This window comes from Pantoea sp. JZ29 (assembly GCF_035190385.1).
GTDB lineage: Bacteria > Pseudomonadota > Gammaproteobacteria > Enterobacterales > Enterobacteriaceae > Pantoea > Pantoea stewartii.
Genome location: NZ_CP045241.1, coordinates 2394390 through 2417665 on the forward strand (window position 1 = coordinate 2394390; position 23276 = coordinate 2417665).

17 protein-coding genes are annotated in these 23276 nt (G+C 53.9%); 4 read left to right on the forward strand and 13 right to left on the reverse strand.

Annotated elements, in window-relative coordinates:
• Positions 1-113: 113 nt before the first annotated feature.
• The 3 genes from GC090_RS11115 to GC090_RS11125 form a co-directional block, all read right to left on the reverse strand.
• Entirely contained in the window at positions 114-1664 is a 1551-nt protein-coding gene (locus GC090_RS11115) for an MFS transporter (protein WP_058709181.1), read from the reverse strand.
• Between the two features lie 99 nt (positions 1665-1763).
• On the reverse strand, positions 1764-2828 hold the full coding sequence (locus GC090_RS11120) for a Gfo/Idh/MocA family protein (RefSeq protein ID WP_324019764.1): 1065 nt from the start codon (positions 2826-2828) through the stop codon (positions 1764-1766).
• 10 nt (positions 2829-2838) lie between these two features.
• Positions 2839-4008: a Gfo/Idh/MocA family protein gene (locus GC090_RS11125; protein ID WP_058709183.1), complete on the reverse strand. Its 1170-nt coding sequence runs from the start codon at positions 4006-4008 to the stop codon at positions 2839-2841.
• Between the two features lie 196 nt (positions 4009-4204).
• On the opposite strand from GC090_RS11125, the gene GC090_RS11130 reads away from it, so the two are divergent.
• Positions 4205-5278: a LacI family DNA-binding transcriptional regulator gene (locus tag GC090_RS11130; RefSeq protein ID WP_033741281.1), complete on the forward strand. Its 1074-nt coding sequence runs from the start codon at positions 4205-4207 to the stop codon at positions 5276-5278.
• A 359-nt stretch (positions 5279-5637) separates the two neighbouring features.
• Here GC090_RS11130 and GC090_RS11135 read toward each other — a convergent pair whose 3' ends face one another.
• The 5 genes from GC090_RS11135 to GC090_RS11155 form a co-directional block, all read right to left on the reverse strand.
• The gene (locus GC090_RS11135; protein WP_324019765.1) at positions 5638-6894 is read right to left on the reverse strand and encodes an MFS transporter; all 1257 of its coding nucleotides are present in this window, start codon (positions 6892-6894) and stop codon (positions 5638-5640) included.
• 844 nt (positions 6895-7738) lie between these two features.
• Positions 7739-8437, reverse strand: coding sequence for a hypothetical protein (locus GC090_RS11140; RefSeq protein WP_324019766.1), 699 nt, complete (start codon positions 8435-8437; stop codon positions 7739-7741).
• Between the two features lie 427 nt (positions 8438-8864).
• Positions 8865-10520, reverse strand: a complete 1656-nt coding sequence (locus tag GC090_RS11145; protein WP_324019767.1) for a methyl-accepting chemotaxis protein — start codon at positions 10518-10520, stop codon at positions 8865-8867.
• A gap of 1257 nt (positions 10521-11777) precedes the next feature.
• Complete coding sequence (locus GC090_RS11150) at positions 11778-13322, reverse strand: methyl-accepting chemotaxis protein (protein WP_162285660.1); 1545 nt, start codon at positions 13320-13322, stop codon at positions 11778-11780.
• A gap of 585 nt (positions 13323-13907) precedes the next feature.
• A complete protein-coding gene (locus GC090_RS11155) occupies positions 13908-15338 on the reverse strand; it encodes a purine-cytosine permease family protein (RefSeq protein WP_324021575.1) in 1431 nt (476 codons plus the stop codon).
• 286 nt (positions 15339-15624) lie between these two features.
• On the opposite strand from GC090_RS11155, the gene GC090_RS11160 reads away from it, so the two are divergent.
• Positions 15625-17169: a methyl-accepting chemotaxis protein gene (locus GC090_RS11160; protein ID WP_324019768.1), complete on the forward strand. Its 1545-nt coding sequence runs from the start codon at positions 15625-15627 to the stop codon at positions 17167-17169.
• Positions 17170-17486: 317 nt separating this feature from the next.
• Here the strand turns inward: GC090_RS11160 and GC090_RS11165 are convergent, their stop codons facing one another.
• The 3 genes from GC090_RS11165 to GC090_RS11175 all read right to left on the reverse strand — a co-directional run bounded on the left by GC090_RS11165 (position 17487) and on the right by GC090_RS11175 (position 20541).
• Positions 17487-18554, reverse strand: a complete 1068-nt coding sequence (locus GC090_RS11165) for a mechanosensitive ion channel family protein (protein ID WP_172912632.1) — start codon at positions 18552-18554, stop codon at positions 17487-17489.
• A 511-nt stretch (positions 18555-19065) separates the two neighbouring features.
• On the reverse strand, positions 19066-19689 hold the full coding sequence (locus GC090_RS11170) for a protein phosphatase CheZ (RefSeq protein WP_033741267.1): 624 nt from the start codon (positions 19687-19689) through the stop codon (positions 19066-19068).
• 177 nt (positions 19690-19866) lie between these two features.
• Positions 19867-20541: a hypothetical protein gene (locus GC090_RS11175; protein ID WP_324021577.1), complete on the reverse strand. Its 675-nt coding sequence runs from the start codon at positions 20539-20541 to the stop codon at positions 19867-19869.
• Positions 20542-20828: 287 nt separating this feature from the next.
• Between GC090_RS11175 and GC090_RS11180 the strand changes: the two genes are divergently transcribed.
• Together GC090_RS11180 and GC090_RS11185 are read left to right on the forward strand one after the other, a co-directional pair.
• Positions 20829-20960, forward strand: coding sequence for a hypothetical protein (locus GC090_RS11180; protein ID WP_269751026.1), 132 nt, complete (start codon positions 20829-20831; stop codon positions 20958-20960).
• 118 nt (positions 20961-21078) lie between these two features.
• Complete coding sequence (locus tag GC090_RS11185; RefSeq protein ID WP_324019769.1) at positions 21079-21765, forward strand: RluA family pseudouridine synthase; 687 nt, start codon at positions 21079-21081, stop codon at positions 21763-21765.
• A 75-nt stretch (positions 21766-21840) separates the two neighbouring features.
• Here GC090_RS11185 and GC090_RS11190 read toward each other — a convergent pair whose 3' ends face one another.
• A complete protein-coding gene (locus GC090_RS11190; RefSeq protein WP_033741262.1) occupies positions 21841-22380 on the reverse strand; it encodes a DUF2058 domain-containing protein in 540 nt (179 codons plus the stop codon).
• 243 nt (positions 22381-22623) lie between these two features.
• Positions 22624-23106 carry a cold-shock protein gene (locus tag GC090_RS11195; protein ID WP_033741260.1) on the reverse strand — a complete coding sequence of 161 codons (483 nt, stop codon included), beginning with the start codon at positions 23104-23106 and terminating at the stop codon, positions 22624-22626.
• Positions 23107-23276: the final 170 nt, after the last annotated feature.

Genomic DNA, 23276 nt, shown 5'->3' on the forward strand with positions numbered 1-23276 from the left:
TATCCACTCGCGTCGCATGATATTCATTTATCCGTTCTGCTTATTTCTGGCTGGCCATTGACGCTTCTGGCGGTTTATATTTCTCCGGTGAGTCACGCCAACGGCCTGTTCGCTTACCCTTTCAGTTCTGACTTTACAGCAGCATCCTGTAGAGGTTCTTTTTTACTGGCCCCCCAGACATCATCATAGGCATAACCGGTCAGCGCTTTGATCACCTCACGGGTTTCGGCATCACAGTCTTTAGGTGAACCGCCCAGCTTACGGCGTGCGACTTCTTTAATCAGCAATTTGTGGCTGCGCTGGGTCAGTTTGAACTGGAACGTCAGCCAGAAACTCACGGCCAGAAGCGCGCCTGTCACGCCTGCCATCAGCAGGACAATGGCGGTGATTGCGCTATCAGGCTGAGCGCCGTTCCCTTTGGCAAACCCGCTTTCCTGGAGCACCACGCCAATAGTAAAGATGGCAATCGCGACCGAACTTTTGCGCGTAAGCACCATGACCCCCGCGAAGATGCCTTCCCGGCGCTGACGGGTTACCATTTCATCAATATCGGGAATGAAGCTGTAAATATTCCACGGAATATAATACAGCCCCGCGCGCGCTATCCCCATAAACAGGAAGGCGGCGCTAAATAACAGCACGGGTACATGCCACTGCCAGAGATAAACGGCATACAGAAAAAGCAGCACGACGGCAATAGATATATAAGAGAGTCTCAAGGCGTTAGAGGGCGTCATAGAAAATCTGCCCAGCAACAGCATAAATAAAAAGGTGCCGGGGATAGACATAAACATCATATTACTCAGAAGCAGCGAGGCTAATGAGGCATCCTGTTTTAACCCATAAATAACGAAATAGGTAAAAACGGCAAGAAACACATCCATCGCTGTGAACGAGCAGATATAAATGAGCAGGTGCTGACGAAACGCCCGAATTTTAAATGACGAGGCGAGATCCACAAACATGTGTTTCACATGCGAAAGAAAATGACGCGCGGGTGCCGGTGGCTTTTGAACCTCGTCTGCATCCTGAATATCTTTCGCTTCCCAGGTGGTATACCAGGTAATAAATACCGCGACGCAGTAAATCACTGAGAAAATCACGCCCGTCAGTGTATAGGTGATGGCGTTGTCTTTGCCCGTGTACGTCATGATGACGCCCGGTACCGAGACCGCAAGAAAACTTCCCAGCGAGGAAAACATCATCCGCACGCCGGAAAGGCGAGTGCGTTCACTGAAACGGTTGGTCATTTCTGACGACAGGGTTTCCCACGGCACCAGCACCATGGCAGATAACAATTCGATGGTGAGATAGGTACCAAGATAATACCAGTAGCTCATGTCTGTGACCCATAATGCGCCGTACAGCAGCATCAGAGGCGAGGAAATTAACAAGAAGAAACGACGACGGCCGAATTTGCGCCCGGCCCAGGTATGGCCGAAATTATCCGTGATATACCCCATGATCGGACTCAGTACGGAATCAATCACCCTGGCGATGGCGAAGATGGATCCGGCTTCCAGCACCGATAACCCGCAGTAGGTGGTATAAAAAAACAGTAACCAGGCACCTATCACTGCAAAGGCACCGCCCCCAAATAAGTCGGTAATGCCGTAGCCTGTTGCTACGCCATACCCGACGCGACGTTCAGTCGGTTTAACCATTTATCTGCTTCCTGTTCTGGTCGGTGTTTTATAACGGCAAGCCAGTGCCTGCCGTCGCTGTTATCAACAGAATTGGAAAAGAATGGGCGTGCGGGCTGACTACACCGCGTTAGCTAACATTTGGGCTTTGATACACAGTTCAGCCGCTTTAAACGCATGTTCCTGCGTCATGGCGTGCTCGGTGCGATGCAGACAGTCGGTGATCAACTGGCCAAAGAACGGGAAACCCACCGTGCCCGCCACGCTGTAGCGAAACTCACCGTCCTGATTCACCAGGTAAACCACATCCTGCTCGTCACGCGTGAGATCGGTATACTTGCGAATTTCGATGTAACCGTCGGTTCCGAGCAGCGTCATTCGCCCGTCGCCCCAGGTCGATAAGCCTTCCGGGGTGAACCAGTCACAGCGAAAATAGCCGGTTGCGCCATTTTCCCCTGCCAGCATCGCCTCGCCGAAATCTTCAAACTGCGGATGGTACGGATGGTGAAAATTGCGCACCTGACTGGCAACCACACGGGCCTGACTATTGCCGGTGTAATAGAGAAACTGCTCGATCTGGTGGCTGCCGATATCGCACAAAATGCCGCCAAAGTAGCGACGTTGATAGAACCAGTCCGGACGACCGGTTCCTTCGCGATGCGGGCCCGTGCCCAGCGTTTGCACCACCCGACCAATCGCGCCCTGTTCCACCAGCTGTCCCGCGAAAACCGCGCTCTCAACGTGCAGACGCTCGCTATAGTACACCGCATATTTGCGGCCGGTTCTGGCGCACATGGCTTTGGCATCGTCCAGCTGTTCCAGGCTGGTGAGTGGGGCTTTATCGGTGAAGTAATCTTTCCCGGCCGCCATGACTTTCAGTCCCAGCGCACAGCGTTCCGAGGGAATGGCCGCCCCTGCCACCAGCCGCACCTGTGTGTCAGCGAGGATCGTGTCCAGGGAATCCGCCGCCTGAGCCTGCGGAAACTGTTGCAGGAACCTGTCGACTTTGGTCGCGTCCGGGTCATAAACCCATTTCAGCGTCGCCCCGGCTTCAGTCAGGCCATTGCACATCGCATAGATATGCCCATGATCCAGCCCGGCGGCAGCGATAATAAACTCGCCTGGGTTCACAACCGGCTGGGGTTTGCCTTTCGGCGCGTAGTTCATGCCATCCTTTTGATTCATGGTGTTGTCCTCACGCAAAGTTTTTGCCTAACGGGATCGCATCCTCATCCGCGAAATTTTCCACGGAGGCCTGTTTTTCATAAAAGTGCGGTGCGCTGGCAATCAGGCCACCGGTACGGTAGAAGGTGTCGTTGCTGGCAATCGGCAGTGTGACGGTGGTATGGGTTATAGCCGACTTGTAGATGGCGGTGATTAACGCCAGGGATTGCTTGCCCTGCTCACCGTCTACCAGCGGCGCACGCTGCTGCTCAATGGCCGAGAAAAAGTCATCCACCTGACCGGCATGCAGTGTCCATGTCAAGGGCGGGATCTGCGCATACAGCTGGTCCAGTTCGTTTTCCAGCGCGATGTGATGATCCTGTTCCGGAAAGCCGTTTTCCGCCGCCTGATAAGCAACGGGTTGCCAGGGCGCAGAGAGCCGCGCTTTCTCGCCCTGTAAAATGATTTTTTGATCTTCACCGTGATGCACCACCGAGGCCGTCAGCTGTGCCAGCGTGCCGTTCGGGTAACGGAAAATAGCGGCACTGAGATCTTCGACCTCCGCATTGTCATGGGCGACATTGCTCATCATGGCGACCACGTCCGTCGGTGCGCCGAGCATCCATTGCAGCGCATCGATGTGGTGCACAGCATGATTGAGCGTGCAGCCCCCACCTTCTTTTTCCCACGTCCCGCGCCACCACAGGTCGTAGTAGGCATGACCGCGCCACCACAATGAATCAACCTGGGCGTGACAAATCTTTCCTGCCAGGCCGGAATCCACGGCCGCTTTTAACCGCCAGAAGGCATCGGTAAAGCGGTTCTGCGCCACCACGGAGAGCACTTTGCCGCTGGCCTTTTGCGCCGCAATCATGGCATCGCACTCTTCAAGCGATGCCGCCATCGGCTTCTCGCACAGCACATGTTTGCCTGCCTGTAGCGCCGCTATCGTATTCTCGGCATGCACATAAGGCGGCGTGCAGACATCCACCACATCGATATCTGCGCCATCCGCCAGCATGGCGAGATGATCGCTGTACACGCGTACATCCTTCAGGCCGTAACGCTGCAATTTATCGCGGGCTTTGTCCGGGTACACATCCACTACCGCCACAATTTTGCCGCGTTCGGGAAACTGCAAAAACGCCTGAATATGTAAATTGGCAATATTACCCATACCTACTATCGCAATTTTTAACATGCCACTTCTCCGTCTTTGACCGTCGCTGTTGTCTTTGCGAGGAACATAGAAAAGCGGCTGTCGTGGGACAAACTGTTTTTGTGAGAATGTTCGCAGAGCGGCAAGGTAGTTTGTGAACAGCATGTAAAACCGCATTACTATCAAGCCACTACGGCTGCAAAAAATTGCAAAAATTGATTGGGACGGGGATCACACTATGGCGGGCAAGCTCAGGATGGACGAAATTTCGGCAAAAACCGGGTACTCTGTCAGTACCGTTTCGCGCGTACTGAGCGGCAAGGCTTATACCAGTGAAAAAGCCCGTAATGCGATTGTGCGCTGTGCACGTCAACTGGGTGTGTTGCACGACATGGTCAGCAGCCGCCTGTTAATTAACGGTCTGGTGGTCTTTGCGCCCGCCCGGACCTTTGCGCCGCGCGGCGATCACTTCTATCTGGAAGTGACGCGCGGGATTGCCGAAGCCTGTGCCAGCCATGATGTGCACATCAGTTACTGCCCACTGGAGGAACAGCGTGCCGATGTGAAACTGTTTCTGGAGAAGGCGGGCGCAAAAAGCAACGATGCGATCATCATCATCGGCACCGACGATCAGGCGATATTCAGCCTGGCAGCCTCGCTGAATAAACCCTGCGTCCTGATAAATTCCCGCGATAAAGACATGAAACTGGATGCGGTCTCCCCCGATCACCATGCGATTGGGTTCAGCGCCATGCAGCACCTGTTTGAGCAAGGGCACCGCCGGGTTTTGACCGTCACCTGTCTGCGCCGTGAAACGCTGTTTCTGCGGCTGGAGGGAATTAAAGACGCGTATCGCCATTTTCACCTGCCCTTTAGCGCGCAAAAGGACCTGATTGTGGTTGAAGCCTATTCTGAGCATGAAACCGAAGCCGCCCTGAATGGCTGGCTGGACGAACATCCGCGTGAGGAGTGGCCCGATGTGATAGTGCCGGTGGGCAAAGGGATTATTACCGGCGTTCAGACTGTGCTGGCGGCACGTTCCTTGCGTATTCCCGAGGATATCTCACTGATGACGACCGATCTGGCAAGTCAGCTGGCGGGCGCGGCCGGCAGGCCGGTGACAGGCTTTGCCGTCCCGTGTCGGGAGCTGGGCTACGAAGCCATCCAGCTTCTGCAGAACCGTCTAAACCGGCCCCATGCGCCCGTGTATAATCTGCTGTTACAGGCAAAACTGATCGACCACGGCACGGTCGCCAATGCCACTCGCCATGCGGCGCGGGAGGAAATACGGGACGATCAGACACCGGCCTGAACAGAGGGATGCGGGTTTGCAGCAGGCAAGTCATCTGTTGCAGGCCCCGCTCAACGCTAGCATTTGTGATTAGCCGGCTGACACGGGCACAATAGGCGTGAATTCTCACCGAGCCCACAAGGCAAACTGTGCAAAACAGCCTGCCTTTCCTGCCCACATAGCTGAATACAGGCTTCCCTCTTCACCTCATCGTGCTTTGTAAACCGGTTTGCATCGTAGACCTGCCCTGCCGACGCTCTTGCCGGTTCGGCATCCTGACCTCCCCGCCGGACAGTTATCACGCCTGACCCGATCTTCTGGTTCGTTGCTGCGCATGTCAGTTGCCGTGACCGCCTCCCGTTTGCGCTATACAGGTGCCTTCACGAATTCGCCTGCAAACGTGCCAGCATACGTTGCCTGTTGACATAAATAATGGCGCAGAGCAGGAGGCTCAGCATGGCCGTGCTTATAAATACGCCCGGCCCGGTCATGGCCAGCATCACACCACCCAGTAGCGGCCCGGCAGCAATACCGAGCGTTGACAATGTTGAGGCGCCCAGGTAGGCACCTCGATGTTCGGCGGGTGCCAACTGGTCGAGTAAAATATTCAGGTTCGGCATCAGAATCGCTTCGCCTGCACTAAACAACACGGTGACAGACAGCCAAAGCCAACTATCCGCTGTTCGCAGGGAGAAAAAACACAGCTGTGAGAAAAAGAAAATCACTGCACCCAACAGAATTCGCTGAGGTAAATGCATCCTCGCCATAATGCGGACCAGAAAGGTTTGAAATACCAGCACGGTCGAGGCATTCGTGACCAGTATTAACGTCACCAGCTTTACAGCCGCGTCGCTGTTCAGTAACAGAAGGTACTGGGGCAGTACCGCTTCAAAATGAATAAAAACGATACTGCACAATGTGCTGCACAAAAGCCCGGCCACAAAAATTTTATCTCTGATAATAATTCCCATAACCTGGTGAAGTCTAACAGCGGAAACCTTGTCGGCCGGCGGCGTGTTCACCGGTTTACCCGCCGGGATAAACAGGAGCACGTAGATAAAAAAAGGGAAATAGCTCAGGCCGGTTATCAGAAATGTGCCTTTCTGAGACGTCAGGCCAAAAGCAATGCCCACCAGGGGGCCCAACACCGCAGCGACGTTGACCAGGTAGTAGCGCACTTGTAAAGCCAGTGCGCGGCGGCGACGATCGCCCAGTAAATCACTCATTAACGCACGCAAAGGCGGATCAACCCACGCAAAGCAAACGCCGATAATCATCAGGCCGGTAATAAACAGACCGACTCCCGTCGCCTGCGCCAGAAGGATATAGCCGACTGCCGAAAATCCACAGCCCATCAGCAGAATAATCCGTCGTCCTAACCTGTCCGAAATCTGGCCGCCATACATGCCCAGCCCCACGGATACCAGCGCACTACTGGTCATCGCGCAACCGATGGCAACAGGCGACATGTGGTAGTTCTGTGTCATGATCATTGCGATAAATGGCCAGGCCATAAAATAGCTGAACCGAATAATCAGGGTAAAAATGAGCAGCGCGTGAACTGTCGCCGGAAAGGTTTTTAACGTCTTAAATACACCGGGCTCTACCCTGATTTCAGCGGCGGGCTTTGTTGTCATACGTCACCTTATGATGGGTCTGTTGCACACTGAAGCGTCAGAGAATCGCACGGCTTGTCAATTAGTAATATAAGTATTCCTGACACGATGCAATATAAAATCACGCTAACTCTTTGATTCACAGGGTTATGACGTATTCAACCCTCGCCACAGGATAATGTAATGAAAAGCCTGTTAGTGATTTATAACGTCAGGCGTTAATCCTGAAACAAACACCAAGACCGCCAGGGGCGCAGGCGAGAAACAAGGCGATATTGCGCATCGTTGGAAAATTACGCCTGATTCTCACGTCAGCCTGAATGCGCAGGATGGGTTTTACCCACTCTTTAAAGTTCGCCATCCCATCAATGTAAGGCGGCCATTTTTTCTCCTAACGCAGCGGTTTTTAACTGTTTCCTTACTAAAAGGGACGCCGCGCAGAGATAGCCGTTTTTTTATCCGTACATCATGCAGGCCCGGACGCTGCCTGAAATCAGACACTGTCTTGTCAGTGGTTACCCGACAAAGACCCACTCGATTGTGAATAGCAGGGATTATGTGCTCCGGGAAGAAGCCGGGATCGCCGTCGTTCAGGTGATAAGACCGGTTACACCGGATAACAGGGAACGGCTTACAGGTCGTAATACAGCGGGGCGGTTTCAGAGGAAATGGAGACAGGTCTGCCCGTACCAGGTGTTGCTGCCAGCAGAAAGCTTTAACAGGTTGCATGAAGCGAACAGCGCTACAGGCTGGCTGTTTCACCACGTGCTTGTGTTTTCAGACCGGAAATAACGGACCCTGTTTAGCATAATATGGCACCCCTCAGGCTGGTGATAACAAGGCGCTAAGCGCGCCCCGAATACCCTTATTGCGGTAGTGCATGCGCAAAAAATTTAACCCCATCAGGCCAGGCGCCCCGATGGCCTGAAAAGGCGGCAGCGGCGTGACCGATCGTCATATTTCGGCTGCCTGCCTGGGTGATATCCGGACCGTCAGCGCGTAATCTTGCCAGCGAGATACGTGACGGCCTGACAACAGCGATATGACCCGGTCTGTGCTGATCGGGGCTTTCATAGGCGACCACCACCAGCATGCCTTTATTCGCCAGCTGCTGAGCGTGCCACGCATCGCTGACCCTGATCCAGCCTGACTGACGCCCTTCACTACTGTCAAACCAGCGCGTTTGTGCGCTCGCCAGGAAAATCTGGCTGTGCTGAGGCGGCCTGAGCATATAGACGCCCAGGCGTGCGCCTACCGCCGCCGCAAACGCACTGCAGTGCGTATGATTACCGGGACCAGAATAGTTATCCGGTCTGTCAGGCTTGCCCGTTTCCCAGTTGACGTGATGATGATTCAGCCATAAATGCTCCACGTCCGCATGGTCAAGCACGGCAAGAATCTTTTGCGCGTTGGGCGTGAGCGCGCCGCAACAGGGCGCATCCTGCGGCGGCACGGACTGGACGTTGCCAGCCGGAACCGGGCTGGCGACAGCCGACAGGGACGGGAAGAGAAAAGCCGCACTCGCAAAGACGGCCAACGCATATCTGCTCAGTGATGGTTTCATAGTGACCTGACTGTATAGAATTAAGGTTCGTCATTGAAAGGGCTTCTTCAGGAAGCGCACGCGCGCGACCCTTCGCCCGCCATTCCGTGCGGTGAAGCGCCTGACCCATCGCGCCTGCCTGCACCTTTACTTTACGCCTCTGCCACATCTTCAGGGTTGGGTTTCTGCATGACGAATTGAGCTCTGCCTTCCGGGTTTCCCGCCTGAAGCGGCGAACAGCCTGCGTGTTTCTGTCATCGCACGCCCGGTCGTGGCGTGCCTCGGTGACGTGACACGTCAGGCGGATTTCAACTTACTCCGGCAGGTGGTTTTTTTGCAAGGGTCACGTTCTGTAAGAACCGCAAGGTCACCACGGAGAATCTGTGGTGACCCCTGCCCGTTCAGAGCCTGCGCCCGTTTTCAGCAGCACAGGCGTTTGTGTTGATTTTCAAAAACTCTGCCAGTTGGTCTCCGCTGCAGCGGGAACAATATTGCTGACAGGGCGCGTCATGGCGGGCGGAGCTATCGCGCTTTTCACTTCCTTAAGCGCGTCAGGTCCTGCACGCTGGATAACAAACGTGGCAACCAGGCGGTTTAATGCTGAGGCCTGTTCCATTAATGAACGCGACGCAGAGGATGCTTCTTCCACCAGGGCCGCATTTTGCTGCGTCACATCATCCATTTGATTGACGGCCAGATGGACCTGGCTAATTCCCTGAGACTGTTCCTGGGCGGCGACAGAGATTTCATCGACCAAATCGGTAACCTGCCGGACGGCATCGTTCATTTTGTGCATATTTGTACCCACCCCTTCAGCCTGTACCGCACCGGCTTCCACAAAGCCCATTGACGATTCAATCAGCGCTTTAATCTCGCGGGCTGATGATGACGAACGCTGCGCCAGGTTGCGCACCTCGCCAGCCACGACCGCAAAACCACGGCCCTGCTCACCTGCCCGTGCGGCTTCGACCGCCGCATTCAGGGCAAGGATATTGGTCTGAAAGGCAATCCCCTCAATGAGAGAAATAATGTCGGTAATTTTGGCCGAGCTTTCGCGTATATCGCCCATCGTCGTCAGCATTGTTTTCACCCGATCTGCGCTGTCTTCTGAAATCTCACGCGCATTTTTCGCTAACTGGCTGGCCAGTCGGGTATTTTCTGCCGTCTGACGCACCGTTTCACTCAGCTCTGACATACTGGCAGCCGTTTGCTCAAGTGATGCCGCCTGCTCTTCAGTCCTTGCCGATAAATCCTCGTTACCCGCTGACATTTGCGATGACGCTGTACTGACAGACTGCGCGGCACTTTCTACTGCGTTCAGTGACAGCGACACAGTCTGAATCAGATGGTTAAACGCTTTTGCCGTCAGGCCGATTTCATCAGAGCGTGTGTCATCTGCTTTGAGAGTGAGATCGAGGTTTTCGCTGGCCTGCTCCATCGTCAGGCGCATGGCATTCAGCTGGCGGCGAATGGCTAAAATTGTCTTAACGGTAAAGAACCCCAGCAGCAAAATAGCGGCGGCTGAGCCGGTGATCAGGGTTAACAGCGTATGATAATAGGTTCTGTCGTTTTCTCTGCTGAGCGCATTGGCGAGATTGGTATTGAGCTGAAGTTGCTGCTGATAATTCGCAATGAGCTGTCGGGCTTCGGCGCCAATCCCTGTTGTCCCCTGCAACATTCCCAGAGACACAGCATCATTCTGAGCACGTGAGGCGGCCAGAAAGGCCGGCAGGTCGCGTTCTATTTTATTAATCATAGTAAACGCCTTTTCCGTCATTTGCCTGTCTTGCTCGTTGGACGTGTCCTCTGCAAGGTAGTGCTGATTAAGCGCACGAATATGTTTGATTGTGTCGTTGACTTCTTTTTCGATGACAGCCTGCCTGGCCAGGTCAGTCACGCTCTGATGATGATAAAGGGCGATGATGACGGCATTACTGCCTTCAATCATCTTTGAAATACCGGTGATTGACGGGACCGTATTTTCGTTAACGTATTTGAAGCGGGTCTGAAACCCTTGCGACACGCTGACAGATACGACAACCATAGCAACCAGCGCTGCGGAAAGCAGCGAAAACGTGAATAAAAGACGCTGAGTTATAGTCATTGTTTTTACCTGGTAAAAGAGAAAAGAAATACGTCTGATATGATTCAGAAAAGAGGCGACATACAGACAGTCAAATAAAATATCGGCGCCATAAAAAAATAATCAAACGGAGTTCCCGCTCTGTTTACACGCCATTTATACATGCCTCCCTCCTGAAAAAACAACTCACTGAAAGGCCTCAGTTATTTTTGCAACGCTGTTTTCTAAAAATTTAATGCCGCGCATTTAAAACGTAATAACCCCCCTTTTTCTGTGCCTGACGTTAAGCCCCCGCCTTTATCATTCATTTTTCCTGTTAAAAGGGAAAAACCATCAAGAAAATTAAAGCAGTATTTTAAATGACATATTTAAATATTTTTTCTTTACGCGGGAGCGCTGTTCTGTAAGGGGGGAATCCTGCATCGCGTCCTCACATTGCAGAGCGGCGTCCTGCTGCTTTCTGATGCGACAGCCAGCCTCACTACACGAAAACGCCATAAAAATACTGTTAAAACAAAAAATTATGGCAAAATCGCGTTGCGACACGTGCCATTAAACCGTTACCCTGTCGTTTTCAATACGGGAACATTTCACGTCATCAGCCACGCTGAATGCCTGTACAGTGATGAACCGGCAACGCATAAAACCCTATTTTTAATTTATCCTTAAGCGATAACTCATTACTTATAGCCATAAAAAAAGCCCGGCATGCCGGGCTAACACCAATCAATAAACTGCCACCTTTAGGCCGACACTGTATAGCGCAGCGCAGGAAGTGTAGTTGAGCGCCGCATTATTACTGTAGGGAATACCATAAGAGATGTAATCAGATGTTATTTTTTCGCAAAACTCAATTAAGCGCCGCACTATTTTAATAGCCTTATATCATTTTTCTCTTTTCTGCAATGCTGTGTCATTGCAGCCATATAAACGCTTTGCTGCTGTCTGCTTTTTTAAACGGCATCGTGAACATGAGGTTATTTTTTTACGACGCAGGCGCGGGACATATTTACGTTAACAGAAAAGTGTCTCACAGGCGGCTTTCGCCATCAGCCGGTCAGCGCGCATCAGAAAGCCCTGACAGGGGCTGCGCCTCACCGGGCGTTGATTTTCGCAGCCAGGCGCATCCTGTTAGTCACCCGTGTCATGCTGATAATGACTCGCTGTCAGCTGAGACAGTGAGGATATCCCCCTCAACATTCATGACGTTGCATCAGATAACAGGGTTCATCCGGTTACTGCACCGCCCGCCCGGATAGCCCGGCGGGCGGTGATCTGTCAGACCTGAAATGCCTCCACCATGTTACGCAGCGCATGCGCTTGTTCTGACAACGAATGGGAGGCAGAGGATGACTCCTCGACCAGGGCTGCATTGTTCTGCGTTACGCCATCCATCTGGCTCACCGCGATGCTGACCTGCGAAATGCCCTGCATTTGCTCAGAGGAAGCCAGAGAAATATTATCCATAGCCTCAGCCAGCTCGTTCACCCTCCCCACAATATTGACAATGCTCTGTCCGGTCGTAGACGCCACCGTGGTGCCGTTTTCTACCTGACCTACCGCCTCTTCAATCAGCAGTTTGATATCGCGCGCAGCCGTAGCGCTGCGCTGCGCAAGCGTTCTGACTTCACCGGCCACTACCGCAAATCCCCGGCCCTCTTCGCCTGCGCGTGCCGCTTCAACCGCAGCATTGAGCGCCAGAATATTGGTCTGGAAAGCGATGCCTTCAATGACGGTCGTAATATCACGCACTTTCGTTGCGCTCATGGATATGTCCTGCATGGTATCGACCATCCGCTGCACATCCTCTTCGCCGCCTCGGGCAAGACGGGCGGTTTCGCGGGCAGATTCGGCGGTCTGCCGTGCGCCGCTGGTGTTGCTTTTCACCGTGGCCGTCAGCTGCTCCATGCTGGCGGCCGTTTCCTGTAAAGCTGCCGCCTGCTGTTCGGTGCGGGAAGAAAGCTCGGCATTCCCCTTAGAAATTTCATCGGCGGCTAACGCGACAGCGTTCGACGTATCCCGGATATTCGCGACCATGTTGCGCAGGTTGGCCTGCATGACATGAAGGGAAGCCAGCAGGCTGGTCGTGTCGTTGCGACGAAGTGTGACAGGTGACGTTAAATTTCCGGACGCAATCGATGCTGCCAGCGCCTGTGCCTGCGCCGGTTCGCCGCCCAGCTGGCGCATCAGCGTACGGATAATGATAACGCAGGCCATCACAGCAACAACCAGAGACAAAAAGACCATTATCGCCATCAGACTGGCCGTACGTGACGCTGACTCTCTGGCATCAGAAACCGTTTTTTGACTCACCTCCATCTGAATCTCGGAAAGCCGATCCAGGGCGTCCAGCATTTTCCGCTGTACCGGCCGTACCGTTTTCAGCAGGTAATCAATTGTGGCCGCCTGGTCGCTTTGCATCGCCTTCTGGCCTGCCATGGTGATCAGGTTCAGCGCCTGGTCATCTTTAGCGAGCAGGTTCTCCAGGGCATTTTTCCCTTCGGCTGATACATTCTGCGACATGCTGCTGACCAGTTTTTCGCGTTTCGCCAGGTAGTTCGCTTTCTGGTTCTGCACCCGCTCCCACTCGGTTTGCTTCTCTTTTGCATCGCTCAGTAAGGCAATATTTCTTACCGCAACGGACATATCCCGGGCAGCACTGCGCATATCCTGGATCAGATTGTACCGATACATTTTATTGTTGACGGCATTATCCATGTCGTCCCGTGCCTGCCAGAGTGCGTGAAGCGCAATGCCTGTACAGAGCACAAAAAGCAGGATGAGCAGACTGAAGCCTGCAGCGAGACGTGTGGCAATTTTCATGGTGTTTTCCCCGATAATGTTGCTACTGCTGTGTGTAGTCCGGTTTTGCTGAATACATTTGCCGGAAAGATCTCTGCAAATGAAAATGTGTGTTTCCTTCACCTGTCAGTAACGGCTGACAGGGAAATCTATATAGATGACAAAATGGAATTCGGGTGGGACAGAGCGGACAGAAAGCAAAGCCAATACGGCAAAGTCGCGCATAGCGCGGCTGGGAGGGCGAAAACTCTTTTTTCAGAATATTGTTAGTAAACATGTCACGATAAAACGCGGCGTATCAGACACCTCCCGACACAGGGGGATCATGCTGTTCGAATGCGATCTCCAGCTTCTGTGAACAGCAGTGTGTTACGTTGACGGCAACGCCCGAAGGCCAGACGTAACCTCATGAATTCTGTACGGGCGGAGGCGGTTCTGTGCCCGGTTTGCGATGAGCATCGACACGGTCAGGATGATTCATCGGGTCCCTTTCGGAAATGCCTGTGACGCGATGTTGTCCGTTGTTCAGACGGGGAAGATGCCGTAAAACGCTTTTCCATTCCCCCGTTAACCCGTCTTACCTGCCGCCAGAAAGCATGGCAACGGCTATTCTGCCGGGGAGACTGAATGGACGGGTGTGCCCCGGCGATCCCAGCGGCGGGCCATCCACCACAGCAGTGCCGTGATACACCAGCCAATACACCACGACACATCGTTACCGGCAAACAGCCAGGTGAGTGAACCATGGTGAAGTGGATTGTCGATAAACGGCAGTTGTACCAGCACACCCAGGACATAAACGGTAATCCCCACCCTGTTCCAGCGGCTATAACGTCCGTCTGGCTGTGACAGCGCAGGAATATCCACTTTGCCCTGGGTGATCACATAAAAATCGATCAGGCTAATCGCGCTCCATGGCACGAAAAACGCCAGTAAAAACAGCAGAAAATGGGTGAACGTTTTCAGAAAAGCGGGTTCACTCAGCAAGGCAATCACACAGGCCACACTGACCATCAGGACCACAAACAGAATGCGTGCACCCCGACCCATTGCGGATTGCTGGCGGAAACCCGAAACAATAGTGGTCAGTGCCATAAAACTGCCGTAAGCGTTCAGGGTGGTGAACGTGATTTTGCCGAAGCAGATAGCGAAATAGATCACCATCGCCATCGTGGGCGTACTGCCCAGGCTGACAATATAGCCAACCTCGTTGCCCGCAAACGCCTTTCCGGCCAGCGCCGCGACAATCACACCCAGCGTCATGGACGCCTGCGTCCCCGTTACGGTGCCGAAAAACACTGACCAGAACAACGTCTTCGCGGAGACATTCGCAGGCAAATAGCGCGAATAGTCGGAGACATAAGGGCAAAATGCGATCTGCCATGAGGAGGAGAGCGACACCGCCAACAGGAAATGAGCCAGCGTGAAGTGCTGATTCTGCCAGACAGGCGTTAAGTCATGCGTTACCACCAATGTGATAAACAGATAAGCAAAAGCCAGTACACCAACAAGGCTGACCAGTTTGCCAAGCTGATGGATCACCCGGTAACCCAGCACCGCAATGACGATGATTAGCGCGCTAAACAGGATCATGCCCGTCGCATGGCTGACATGCACCAGCTTAGCCAGCGCCTGGCCGGCCAGCACGGTACCGCTGGCCGAAAAACCGACGTACATCATGCATACCAGCAGCAGCGGAATGACTGCCCCATAGACGCCGAACTGCATGCGGCTGGTGATCATTTGCGGTAAACCCAGGCGCGGCCCCTGAACCGCATGTAATGACATGATACCTGCGCCCAGGATCTGTCCGACCAGTAATCCCACCAGTGACCAGACCACATCGCCCCCCAACACCACCGCCAGCGCACCCGTAACTATCGCGGTGATTTGCAGATTTCCGCCAAACCACAGTGTGAACTGGCTAAAAGGATGACCATGTCGCTCCCGCAGTGGGATGTAATCAATGGAACGGCTTTCAGAGAGGCGCGGTTTCTCAACGCCTGAATAACCTGCTGCAGATGTTTCGGCTGGCATCATTTCCTCACTGGGCAGTGTATGGGGTGCGTTGCTGTTTACGTCCGGCGGACGCCAACGCAGGGTGACAGTACATGTATAGACAGGCAGGGGTAGTGTCATGCTCACGCTGAAGTGACAAGGCCATGCGTCATTGGAAAATGTGATGAGGCCTGTTCGGCAAAATGTGCGCACGAAAAAGCAAAACTGCCTATTTCTGATACGATTTAAACGTAGCCGTAAAAAGTAATGTCCTTTTTGCTACGAACGCAAACACAGCAAATTTAACCTACATAATGAGACAATAATGAAAATATCCACACGCCTTATTGCAGGTTTTGGCCTGCTTATTCTTTTGTTCATCCTGTGCACCGGGATCGCCCAACAGGCCCTGCATCATGCCCGTGAAGGCATGGACGATACCGTCAACATCAAGATGAAAAAGTATCAGTTAGCGCAATCAATGTACGGTGAAGTCAGAGATATGGGCATTGCCGTCAGGAATATCGCGCTGCTCAGCGACACCCAGGCGATGCAGCCTGAAGTCACGCGGATTCAGAAACAGAAAGCGCTCTTTTTTGCTAACCGTCAGGCGCTCGGCGCTATCCTGGCAACCGATTCTACGCCGGCGGGCCGCGAGGCTTTCAAAAGAATTACCGACAGCGAAGTACCAACGTTTGCCGCCCTGGATCAGGCAACCAAACTCGGGCTGGCCAATCTTGATAAAGAAACCACGGACTATCTGTTAAAGGACGTGCGCCCTGTTCAGACTAAATTACTGAATGCTCTGCGCGATATGACAGAGATTCAGGAGAAAAACAGCCAGGCTGCTGTGCAACAAAACAGCCATTCTACTGCCCGCGCCTCGCTGATTCTGATGCTACTGGCTACCGCTTCCGTGATTGTCGCGGTCGGTGCCTGTGCGGTCACTATCAGCGTGCTGATGCGCCAGCTGGGCGGTGAACCGGCGCAGGCGCAGGCGCTGGCCGCCTCCATCGCAGCCGGCGATCTGACCGCCACCGTGTCACTGCGCCGCAAGGACACCACCAGCCTGCTGGCCTCCCTTGACGTCATGCAAGCCAGGCTCCGTGCGCTGGTTTCCCAGATTAAAGAGGCTTCGGCCTCCGTTGCGTTGGCTGCCGATGAAATCGCGCAGGGCAATACCGAACTGTCCTCACGTACCGAACAGCAGGCGGCGGCTTTGCAGGAGACGGCCGCCAGCATGGAGCAGCTGACGGCCACGGTGAAAAGCAATACGGCCGGTGCACAGCGGACGGCCGATTCGGCACGTGAAACCGCACAGCTTGCCCGCACGGGCGAATCTGACGTGCAGCGCATGACGCACACCATGCATGACATTTCGGTCAGCGCCACTAAAGTGCGCGACATTACCGCCGTGATCGAAAGCATTGCCTTTCAGACCAATATCCTGGCCCTGAACGCGGCTGTTGAGGCGGCCCGTGCCGGCGAGGAAGGACGCGGTTTCGCCGTGGTCGCGGGCGAAGTGCGCACGCTGGCCCAGCGCAGCGCTACAGCAGCACGTGACATTAAAACGCTGATAGAACAGGCCGTTGAACAGGTGGAAAGCGGCGTGACGGTTGCCTCCTCAACCGGTCAGAGCATCCTGAAAATCGTTGGAATGGTCGGCGAACTGGCTGACGCCATGGATAATATCTCTCTGGCCTCCTCCGAGCAGATGCAGGGCATTTCGCAGGTCAGTATCGCGGTGAGCCAGATGGATGGCGTGACGCAGAACAATGCCGCCCTGGTTGAAGAATCGTCTTCGGCGTCACGCTCACTGTCAGAACAGGCGCATGCGCTGCGCGGCATGGTCGCGGCATTCCAGGTGTAAAAAAGGCGGCAACCGCCGCCAGAGAGCAATAAATTCGGCACAAACCGCCAGGAACAGGTGGGCGTCGTCACGACAAAGCCTGTCCCTGGCGGACTGTCGACAGCGGCAGTTATCTTGCTCAATCACGCTGTGCGCCAGGAACGCCACCGCCCCGCACGCAGCGGTGCCTCTGACCGTCCCTGAGACCGGCGTGTCAATGCAGTCCAGACGTCGCGCCCGCCTGTGGCTGAACGCCACACTTTCCTTGCCTCACGCCCGTTTGCCCCACACGGGTGAGCTAGCCTCCTGCCTCAATACAGACGTGAGAACCCCTGGCGTCAGCGCGAGTCCGTACCGGTCAGCGTTGCCCTGACATGCGGCAGGCTCTGCGGGTAGTTCTGCTGAATAAATTCGATCATTTTTTCCCGCACATAGCAGCGCAAATCCCAGGCGGTGGGCGAATTTTGTGCGGTCATTAATAACCTGATTGTCATGGTTTTTTCGGAGGTGTCGGTGACCTGAAGCACCTGGGTTTGCTGATCCCAGAGTTTGGTTTCACTGAGCACTTTCTCGAAATGCTGGCGCAGCGGCTCAAGCGGCAGGGAGTAATCCACATACAGAAACACCGAGCCCAGGATTTGCGCGTTGTTGCGCGTCCAGTTCTGGAAGGCGTTTTCCGTGAAATAGGTAATCGGCAGCACCAGCCGACGGAGATCCCAGATACGCACGACCACATACGTCAGATTGATCTCCTCTATCCAGCCCCACTCTTTTTCCACCACAACAGCGTCATCAATTTTGATCGGCTGGGTAAAGGCAATCTGAATACCGGCAAACAGGTTAACCAGCGACTTTTGCAGCGCAAAACCGATGATGATGCCTGCGACGCCCGCACCGGCCAGGATGGTCGTGCCGAATTTACGCACGCCGGGAAAGCTGAGCAAGATCATCGACAGACTCAGCGAGACCAGGATCACGATGGCCACTTTTTTCACATATATTAACTGCGTGCGAATCTTGCGGGCACGCAGATTGTTCGACAGATTGATATCGTAGCGAATGAAAAGCATATCCTGCGCCACATTGGTCAACCGAATCAAAATGGAACAAATCGATAAAATGATAAAGATATTGGCGGTGGAGGTGATAAACGCCACGGTTTCAGGACGCAGATCGATGTAGTTAATGCCGATATTGATCAACACCAAGGGGATAAACAGAAACAGCGAACCGCGCAGGTGCTTTTCCAGTGATTTGAACAGTTTTCGGTCCCGGTTCTGCCAGAAGCGGATGAACCTGAGAAAAATAAACCGGGCCAGAAAGCCCACGATAAATGAAAGCGTGACGAGCAATACAGCAGGTATCCATGTTGGCGCACCCGATAACTCCCCAATAAGTAATGGCATCATTTCCCCTTATAGTCCGTCAGCAACCTGAGTTGTCGGATAAGTCACTAAAATCAGTAACCGTTGTGTTCCCGGTTATCTACGAATGAAGTCATTGCGCACATTAGTTTATGAAATTTTTTAACAATTGACTGACCTGTCGGTAAAAAAGCCCTGCCAGCATGCATACGGCCTGAGACAGCCGAATGCAATTTACTGTTATTTATAGCATTTTTATTCTTTCGCGAAGCAGCGGATCGCCGTTCTGTGTGGGGATGTTTATGTCAGCGCAAGCCCTGACAGCCGACGGCCAGGCAGGCATACGCGACTGCCGCCGTTGACAGTACCGCGCCAGGATGCGCGGTGCGGCTGGCAAAACGGGAGAAGAAATCTGTCCCGCTGTGCCGTCGGTGTTGCGAAAAAGGCACCGGTGGGCGGTATCGCTGAGAGGTCGCCCCCCTGCCTGACGAATGGCGCAGGCAACCCTTTAGTATGCCGGAAGAGATGGGTCTTAAAGAGAGCGAGTCCAGCCTTAGAGTCCCAGGCTGGCGAGCAAATCGTCCACGTCATCCTGCGAGGCTGACGGGCTCTCTGATGGCTGTGCAGCAGCAGGTGGACTGGCCACTTTGGCCACAGGCTGTGCGGGCACGTTATCCCTCAGCACCTGAACCAGGTGGACTTCCAGCTCGTTCAGCATTTTCGTCATGCGCTGGATAATCTGGCCCGTCAGGTCCTGGAAACCCTGAGCCATCATCACCGCCTGAAGTTGCTGACGGGTGAAACCGGTTAACTGCGGCACTGTGCCAAGCCATGTGCGCGTTTCTTCCGCCAGCGCCCGTGCCGCGCCCTCGTTTTCCGGTGTGATAGCCGTGCTGTTCCAGCGCGCCAGCAGACTTTCCGCCGTATCCTGTAGCGTTGTCTGCGCAGGCTGTGTCAGCTCCACGCAGCCCAGTACCTCACTGGCCGCATTTTCGGTCATGGTCACCACATAGCCCAGACGCGCGCGGGCATCCGGGATCCCGCCTGCGACCTCTGACAGGGTTTGATCGTAGCCCAGTTCACGTAGGCTGTTACGTAAATTACGCAGCATAAAACCTGCACGAATGATCAGTGTGCGCGTATCATCCGCAGATAAAGACAGTTTAAGTTCAGACATCGAAACGCCCTCCGTTCAGAGTTGTGATTAGATTATCGGCAGGCGCGGCCTGAAAATTAATTGCTGTGGTCATTATCTTTATGGCGCAGCGGATAAAGGACGTTGGGAGGCGGATTTACAGCGGAGACTGAGGCGCTTGTTGCACGGCCTGCCGGTTAAAACAGGCCGTACTGCTCACTATTTTTTCAGTAAGCGTGGCAGTTGATTATCCAGCTCCAGCAGGCAGGCATCCATCATCTTTTGCGTCACCTGCGTGACTTTGGCGTAATGGTTGGCCGTCCAGTCATTCAGCGGTGCGGTGACATGCGCGGGTTCACATTCCGCAACCACATAGGGGCTCAGGATCGTGCCGCCTTCCGGACGTTTATAAAACAGAACCCGATACGTTAAATCGTAGTTACTGTTGCCGGACGACATATCGGTGTACACCAGCGACCATTTTGAGGCAGCAATGAACAAGGGTTGTGTGTAAGCATAACCCCCGCCATTTTTATTCAGCCATTGCTGGATTTTGACGTCGGCTTTGGGCGTGAAATACGCGGCGGTGGGTTCCGGCATGCTGTCAATATCACTGCCCTTGTAGTTATTCTTATCAAATGAACCCGTGCTGATGCCGCCCCCCAGCACGGCACTCAGTACCGCTATTCCCATTCCTTTCCCGGCTCGGGCCGGCGTGACCTGGCGCAGTTTAACATCCGCGTAGGTATTATTATTCATATCGGTAGGTGCGAAAATCGTGTTGACGGTTAGTGAACTACCGTTCTCCGCCTTGATCAAATGCGTATTTTTATTCTCCGCACATCCCGTCAGAAAGAGTAAAGCCAGCGTGCCCGTAACGATAATTTTGTTCATCATGAATGCCATTCCCTTTATTCAGCCGCCCTAAATCTTTATTTTTTATGCAGTTATAATGATCACACTGCATTTATCTATAACGGGTATTCATGAAAAACCTTTAGGTATTTTTTATTAACCTTTTTTGACGCCCCGTAACCGGCTGTGTCGCTGCCAGCGCCAGGGAAAGACGGAAAGATAATGCAGCCTGTTGTGGCGCGGGCCCGGTTATCTGGCAGGATGCGCCTGGTCTGTCGCGCCCTGTCGTGATGTCTGTTCCCGCCTGCAACAAGGCGGTGAACAGCGTGTCACGCCCGGAGCTTACTGGCCCGGTGCCCGCAACCGTGCTGATCTGGTCAGATCCCCGCAGTGAACTGATGACGTTCGGCCTGCCGGTAAGCACGCCAGCGATCACCGCGCTGGCTATCAGCCGTTAGCCGCTGTGACCGGCATTAACTAACGCAGCGTGCGCGGGCTTATCCTGCGCCTGGCGTGATTCGCCTACGGGCGGAAAATGGGTTACTATCCGCGCCCGCTTCCCTTTGAGGCTGCCTGATGTCTGCCCTGTTCGACGATTTTATTGCGCCGCCCTGCCATGAGGCGATCGCGATCCTCTATGAGGACGCGCACCTGCTGCTGATTAACAAACCCAGCGGGCTGCTGAGCCTGTCCGGCAGGCACCCGAAAAATCAGGACTCGGTCCATTTCCGGCTGGCAGCGCGCTTTCCCGGTTGTACCCTGGTTCACCGGCTGGATTTCGGCACCTCCGGGCTGATGGTCATTGCCCGTAATAAGGCGATCAATGCCGCCCTGTGCGCGCAGTTCAGTCAGCGAAGCGTCAGCAAAGTTTACACCGCGCTACTTTGCGACCACGTTGAACACGATGAGGGAAGAGTGGATGCGCCGATTGCGAAGCAGTTTCCGTTGATGACGATTTGCGCACGCACCGGCAAACCAGCGCGCTCGCGCTATCAGGTGTTGGCGCGTTTTACGTATGTCCCAGATGACGGGCCGTCTCTGCCGGTCACGCGGGTGCAGTTACGTCCTGAAACCGGTCGCACTCACCAGCTGCGTATTCACTGTCAGCACCTGGGGCACCCTATTTTAGGCTGTGAGTGGTATGGCGGTCTGCCGCCGCACAGCGCACGGGCACCCAGACTGATGCTGCATGCCAGCGAGCTGCATTTTACCCATCCTGTCAGCGGAGACGCGATTCAGGCCCGTCATGACAGTCCGTTTTAGGGGTAAAACGCCATGCGGTTATTCTGCGCCCCGCGACCAGGCGGAGGCGGTCTGAAGCGGCTGATGTCGCGTGGATTACCACATCAAATCGTCTGGCACTTTGAAATCGGCATAGGGATCGTCCTCTTCCTGCGCGTCCTGACTGAGTGCGCTGTTTAAGACAATGCTGCCGGGATCGCGCTGCGCGATCTTATCCGCGACGCTGGCCGGAATAATCGCGTAGTGCGGCTCGTCGCTGTTTTCTGCCATCAGACGGGCGATGGCCAGGCGACCGTTAATCAGTTGGGTCTGCACAGGTTTATCGACCATGATTTTTTTAATCAGGTTGTTATCCGTGAAGTTAAAACCGATCTCACCTTTTGCTACGACGATTCTGTTCATTTCAATTAACTGCTTCACCTGCGCTTTATACTCTTTCGCCAGCACCGCTTGTTTATGCTGTTCGCTGAGCTGCCTGTCCCGCTCGATCTGCGCTTTTTTGTTTTCTTCTACGGCTTCTCGCGCTTCGCGCGCCTGCACGCGTGATTTTTTCGCGGTTCTCTGGACCTTGTCCATTTTTTTACTGGTTACCAGTCCCGCTTTTAATAACTGCTCCTGAAGAGTGAGTTTTGTCATTGTCGTCTCTGCATCGGTGAAATTAGGGTGTAGAAGTGAGCCTGAAGCGTTACCGCCCCGCCTTTTTGCGTCGGCAGACAGGCGGAAAGCGCGAGGTCAGGTGCGGATCTGCGGCACGTGGCAGGCGGTACATCGTCATAACCGCGCTGCCGGATGGGCTGCTGGCGGCGCATGACCTCGCTCCGTGGGCATCGCCTTGTCGGCCAGGCCGTCGTCCCAGCGGGCCAGCGGCGTTATCAGGCATCAGACTTTGAGCATTTTGACGGTAGCGTCAATATCAATCTCATCTTCCGTGAAGATTAAGGTTGCGCCCTGAAAGGTCGTGATCGCCAGTTTTTTCAGGGTGCGCATCGCTTTCGTCTTTTGCGCTGATTTGGGTCGGATATTATTCATCAGTATTCCCACCGACAGCACCGTGTTTTCTTTATCAATCCCTGCATCCGCCGGAACGTCTTCACTGAAAACAACGTAAGATTTAATCGCGGTAAGTTTGATGCGCTCACCCGCAATATAAATGTATTTACTCTCCGGCAGGACTTTCACCGCAAACGCTGACAGCCCTTTATTATTCGTCGTAGGTTCGAACGTGACCGAGGCATCTTTTTTAATCAGGTCAGGATTGGCAACTTTGATGACATGAAAATAACGGTTATCGCCGTTTTCATCTTTAATAAAACCAAAGCCTTTATCCTGAAACCAGGTAGTAATTGTACCGTTCATCGCCATTGTCGCCTGTTTAATCGTTTATCACCTTAATTTTTGCAGCGCGCAGTGTAAAACACAATGCCCGTACGCACTACGTTTTTGGGCATCATTACGTCCGGTCCCGCCGTTTCAGCCTGCCCCGTCAGTGAGGATCTTCCCCACCACCCGGCCCGATGCCGTAAAGCGGCCGC

Bases quoted from the DNA above. Each gene is read 5' to 3' on its own strand.
- GC090_RS11115 (WP_058709181.1), bottom strand. From the start codon at position 1,664: ATGGTTAAACCGACTGAACGTCGCGTCGGGTATGGCGTAGCAACAGGC.
- GC090_RS11120 (WP_324019764.1), bottom strand. From the start codon at position 2,828: ATGAATCAAAAGGATGGCATGAACTACGCGCCGAAAGGCAAACCCCAG.
- GC090_RS11125 (WP_058709183.1), bottom strand. From the start codon at position 4,008: ATGTTAAAAATTGCGATAGTAGGTATGGGTAATATTGCCAATTTACAT.
- GC090_RS11130 (WP_033741281.1), top strand. From the start codon at position 4,205: ATGGCGGGCAAGCTCAGGATGGACGAAATTTCGGCAAAAACCGGGTAC.
- GC090_RS11135 (WP_324019765.1), bottom strand. From the start codon at position 6,894: ATGACAACAAAGCCCGCCGCTGAAATCAGGGTAGAGCCCGGTGTATTT.
- GC090_RS11140 (WP_324019766.1), bottom strand. From the start codon at position 8,437: ATGAAACCATCACTGAGCAGATATGCGTTGGCCGTCTTTGCGAGTGCG.
- GC090_RS11145 (WP_324019767.1), bottom strand. From the start codon at position 10,520: ATGACTATAACTCAGCGTCTTTTATTCACGTTTTCGCTGCTTTCCGCA.
- GC090_RS11150 (WP_162285660.1), bottom strand. From the start codon at position 13,322: ATGAAAATTGCCACACGTCTCGCTGCAGGCTTCAGTCTGCTCATCCTG.
- GC090_RS11155 (WP_324021575.1), bottom strand. From the start codon at position 15,338: ATGCCAGCCGAAACATCTGCAGCAGGTTATTCAGGCGTTGAGAAACCG.
- GC090_RS11160 (WP_324019768.1), top strand. From the start codon at position 15,625: ATGAAAATATCCACACGCCTTATTGCAGGTTTTGGCCTGCTTATTCTT.
- GC090_RS11165 (WP_172912632.1), bottom strand. From the start codon at position 18,554: ATGCCATTACTTATTGGGGAGTTATCGGGTGCGCCAACATGGATACCT.
- GC090_RS11170 (WP_033741267.1), bottom strand. From the start codon at position 19,689: ATGTCTGAACTTAAACTGTCTTTATCTGCGGATGATACGCGCACACTG.
- GC090_RS11175 (WP_324021577.1), bottom strand. From the start codon at position 20,541: ATGAACAAAATTATCGTTACGGGCACGCTGGCTTTACTCTTTCTGACG.
- GC090_RS11185 (WP_324019769.1), top strand. From the start codon at position 21,079: ATGTCTGCCCTGTTCGACGATTTTATTGCGCCGCCCTGCCATGAGGCG.
- GC090_RS11190 (WP_033741262.1), bottom strand. From the start codon at position 22,380: ATGACAAAACTCACTCTTCAGGAGCAGTTATTAAAAGCGGGACTGGTA.
- GC090_RS11195 (WP_033741260.1), bottom strand. From the start codon at position 23,106: ATGGCGATGAACGGTACAATTACTACCTGGTTTCAGGATAAAGGCTTT.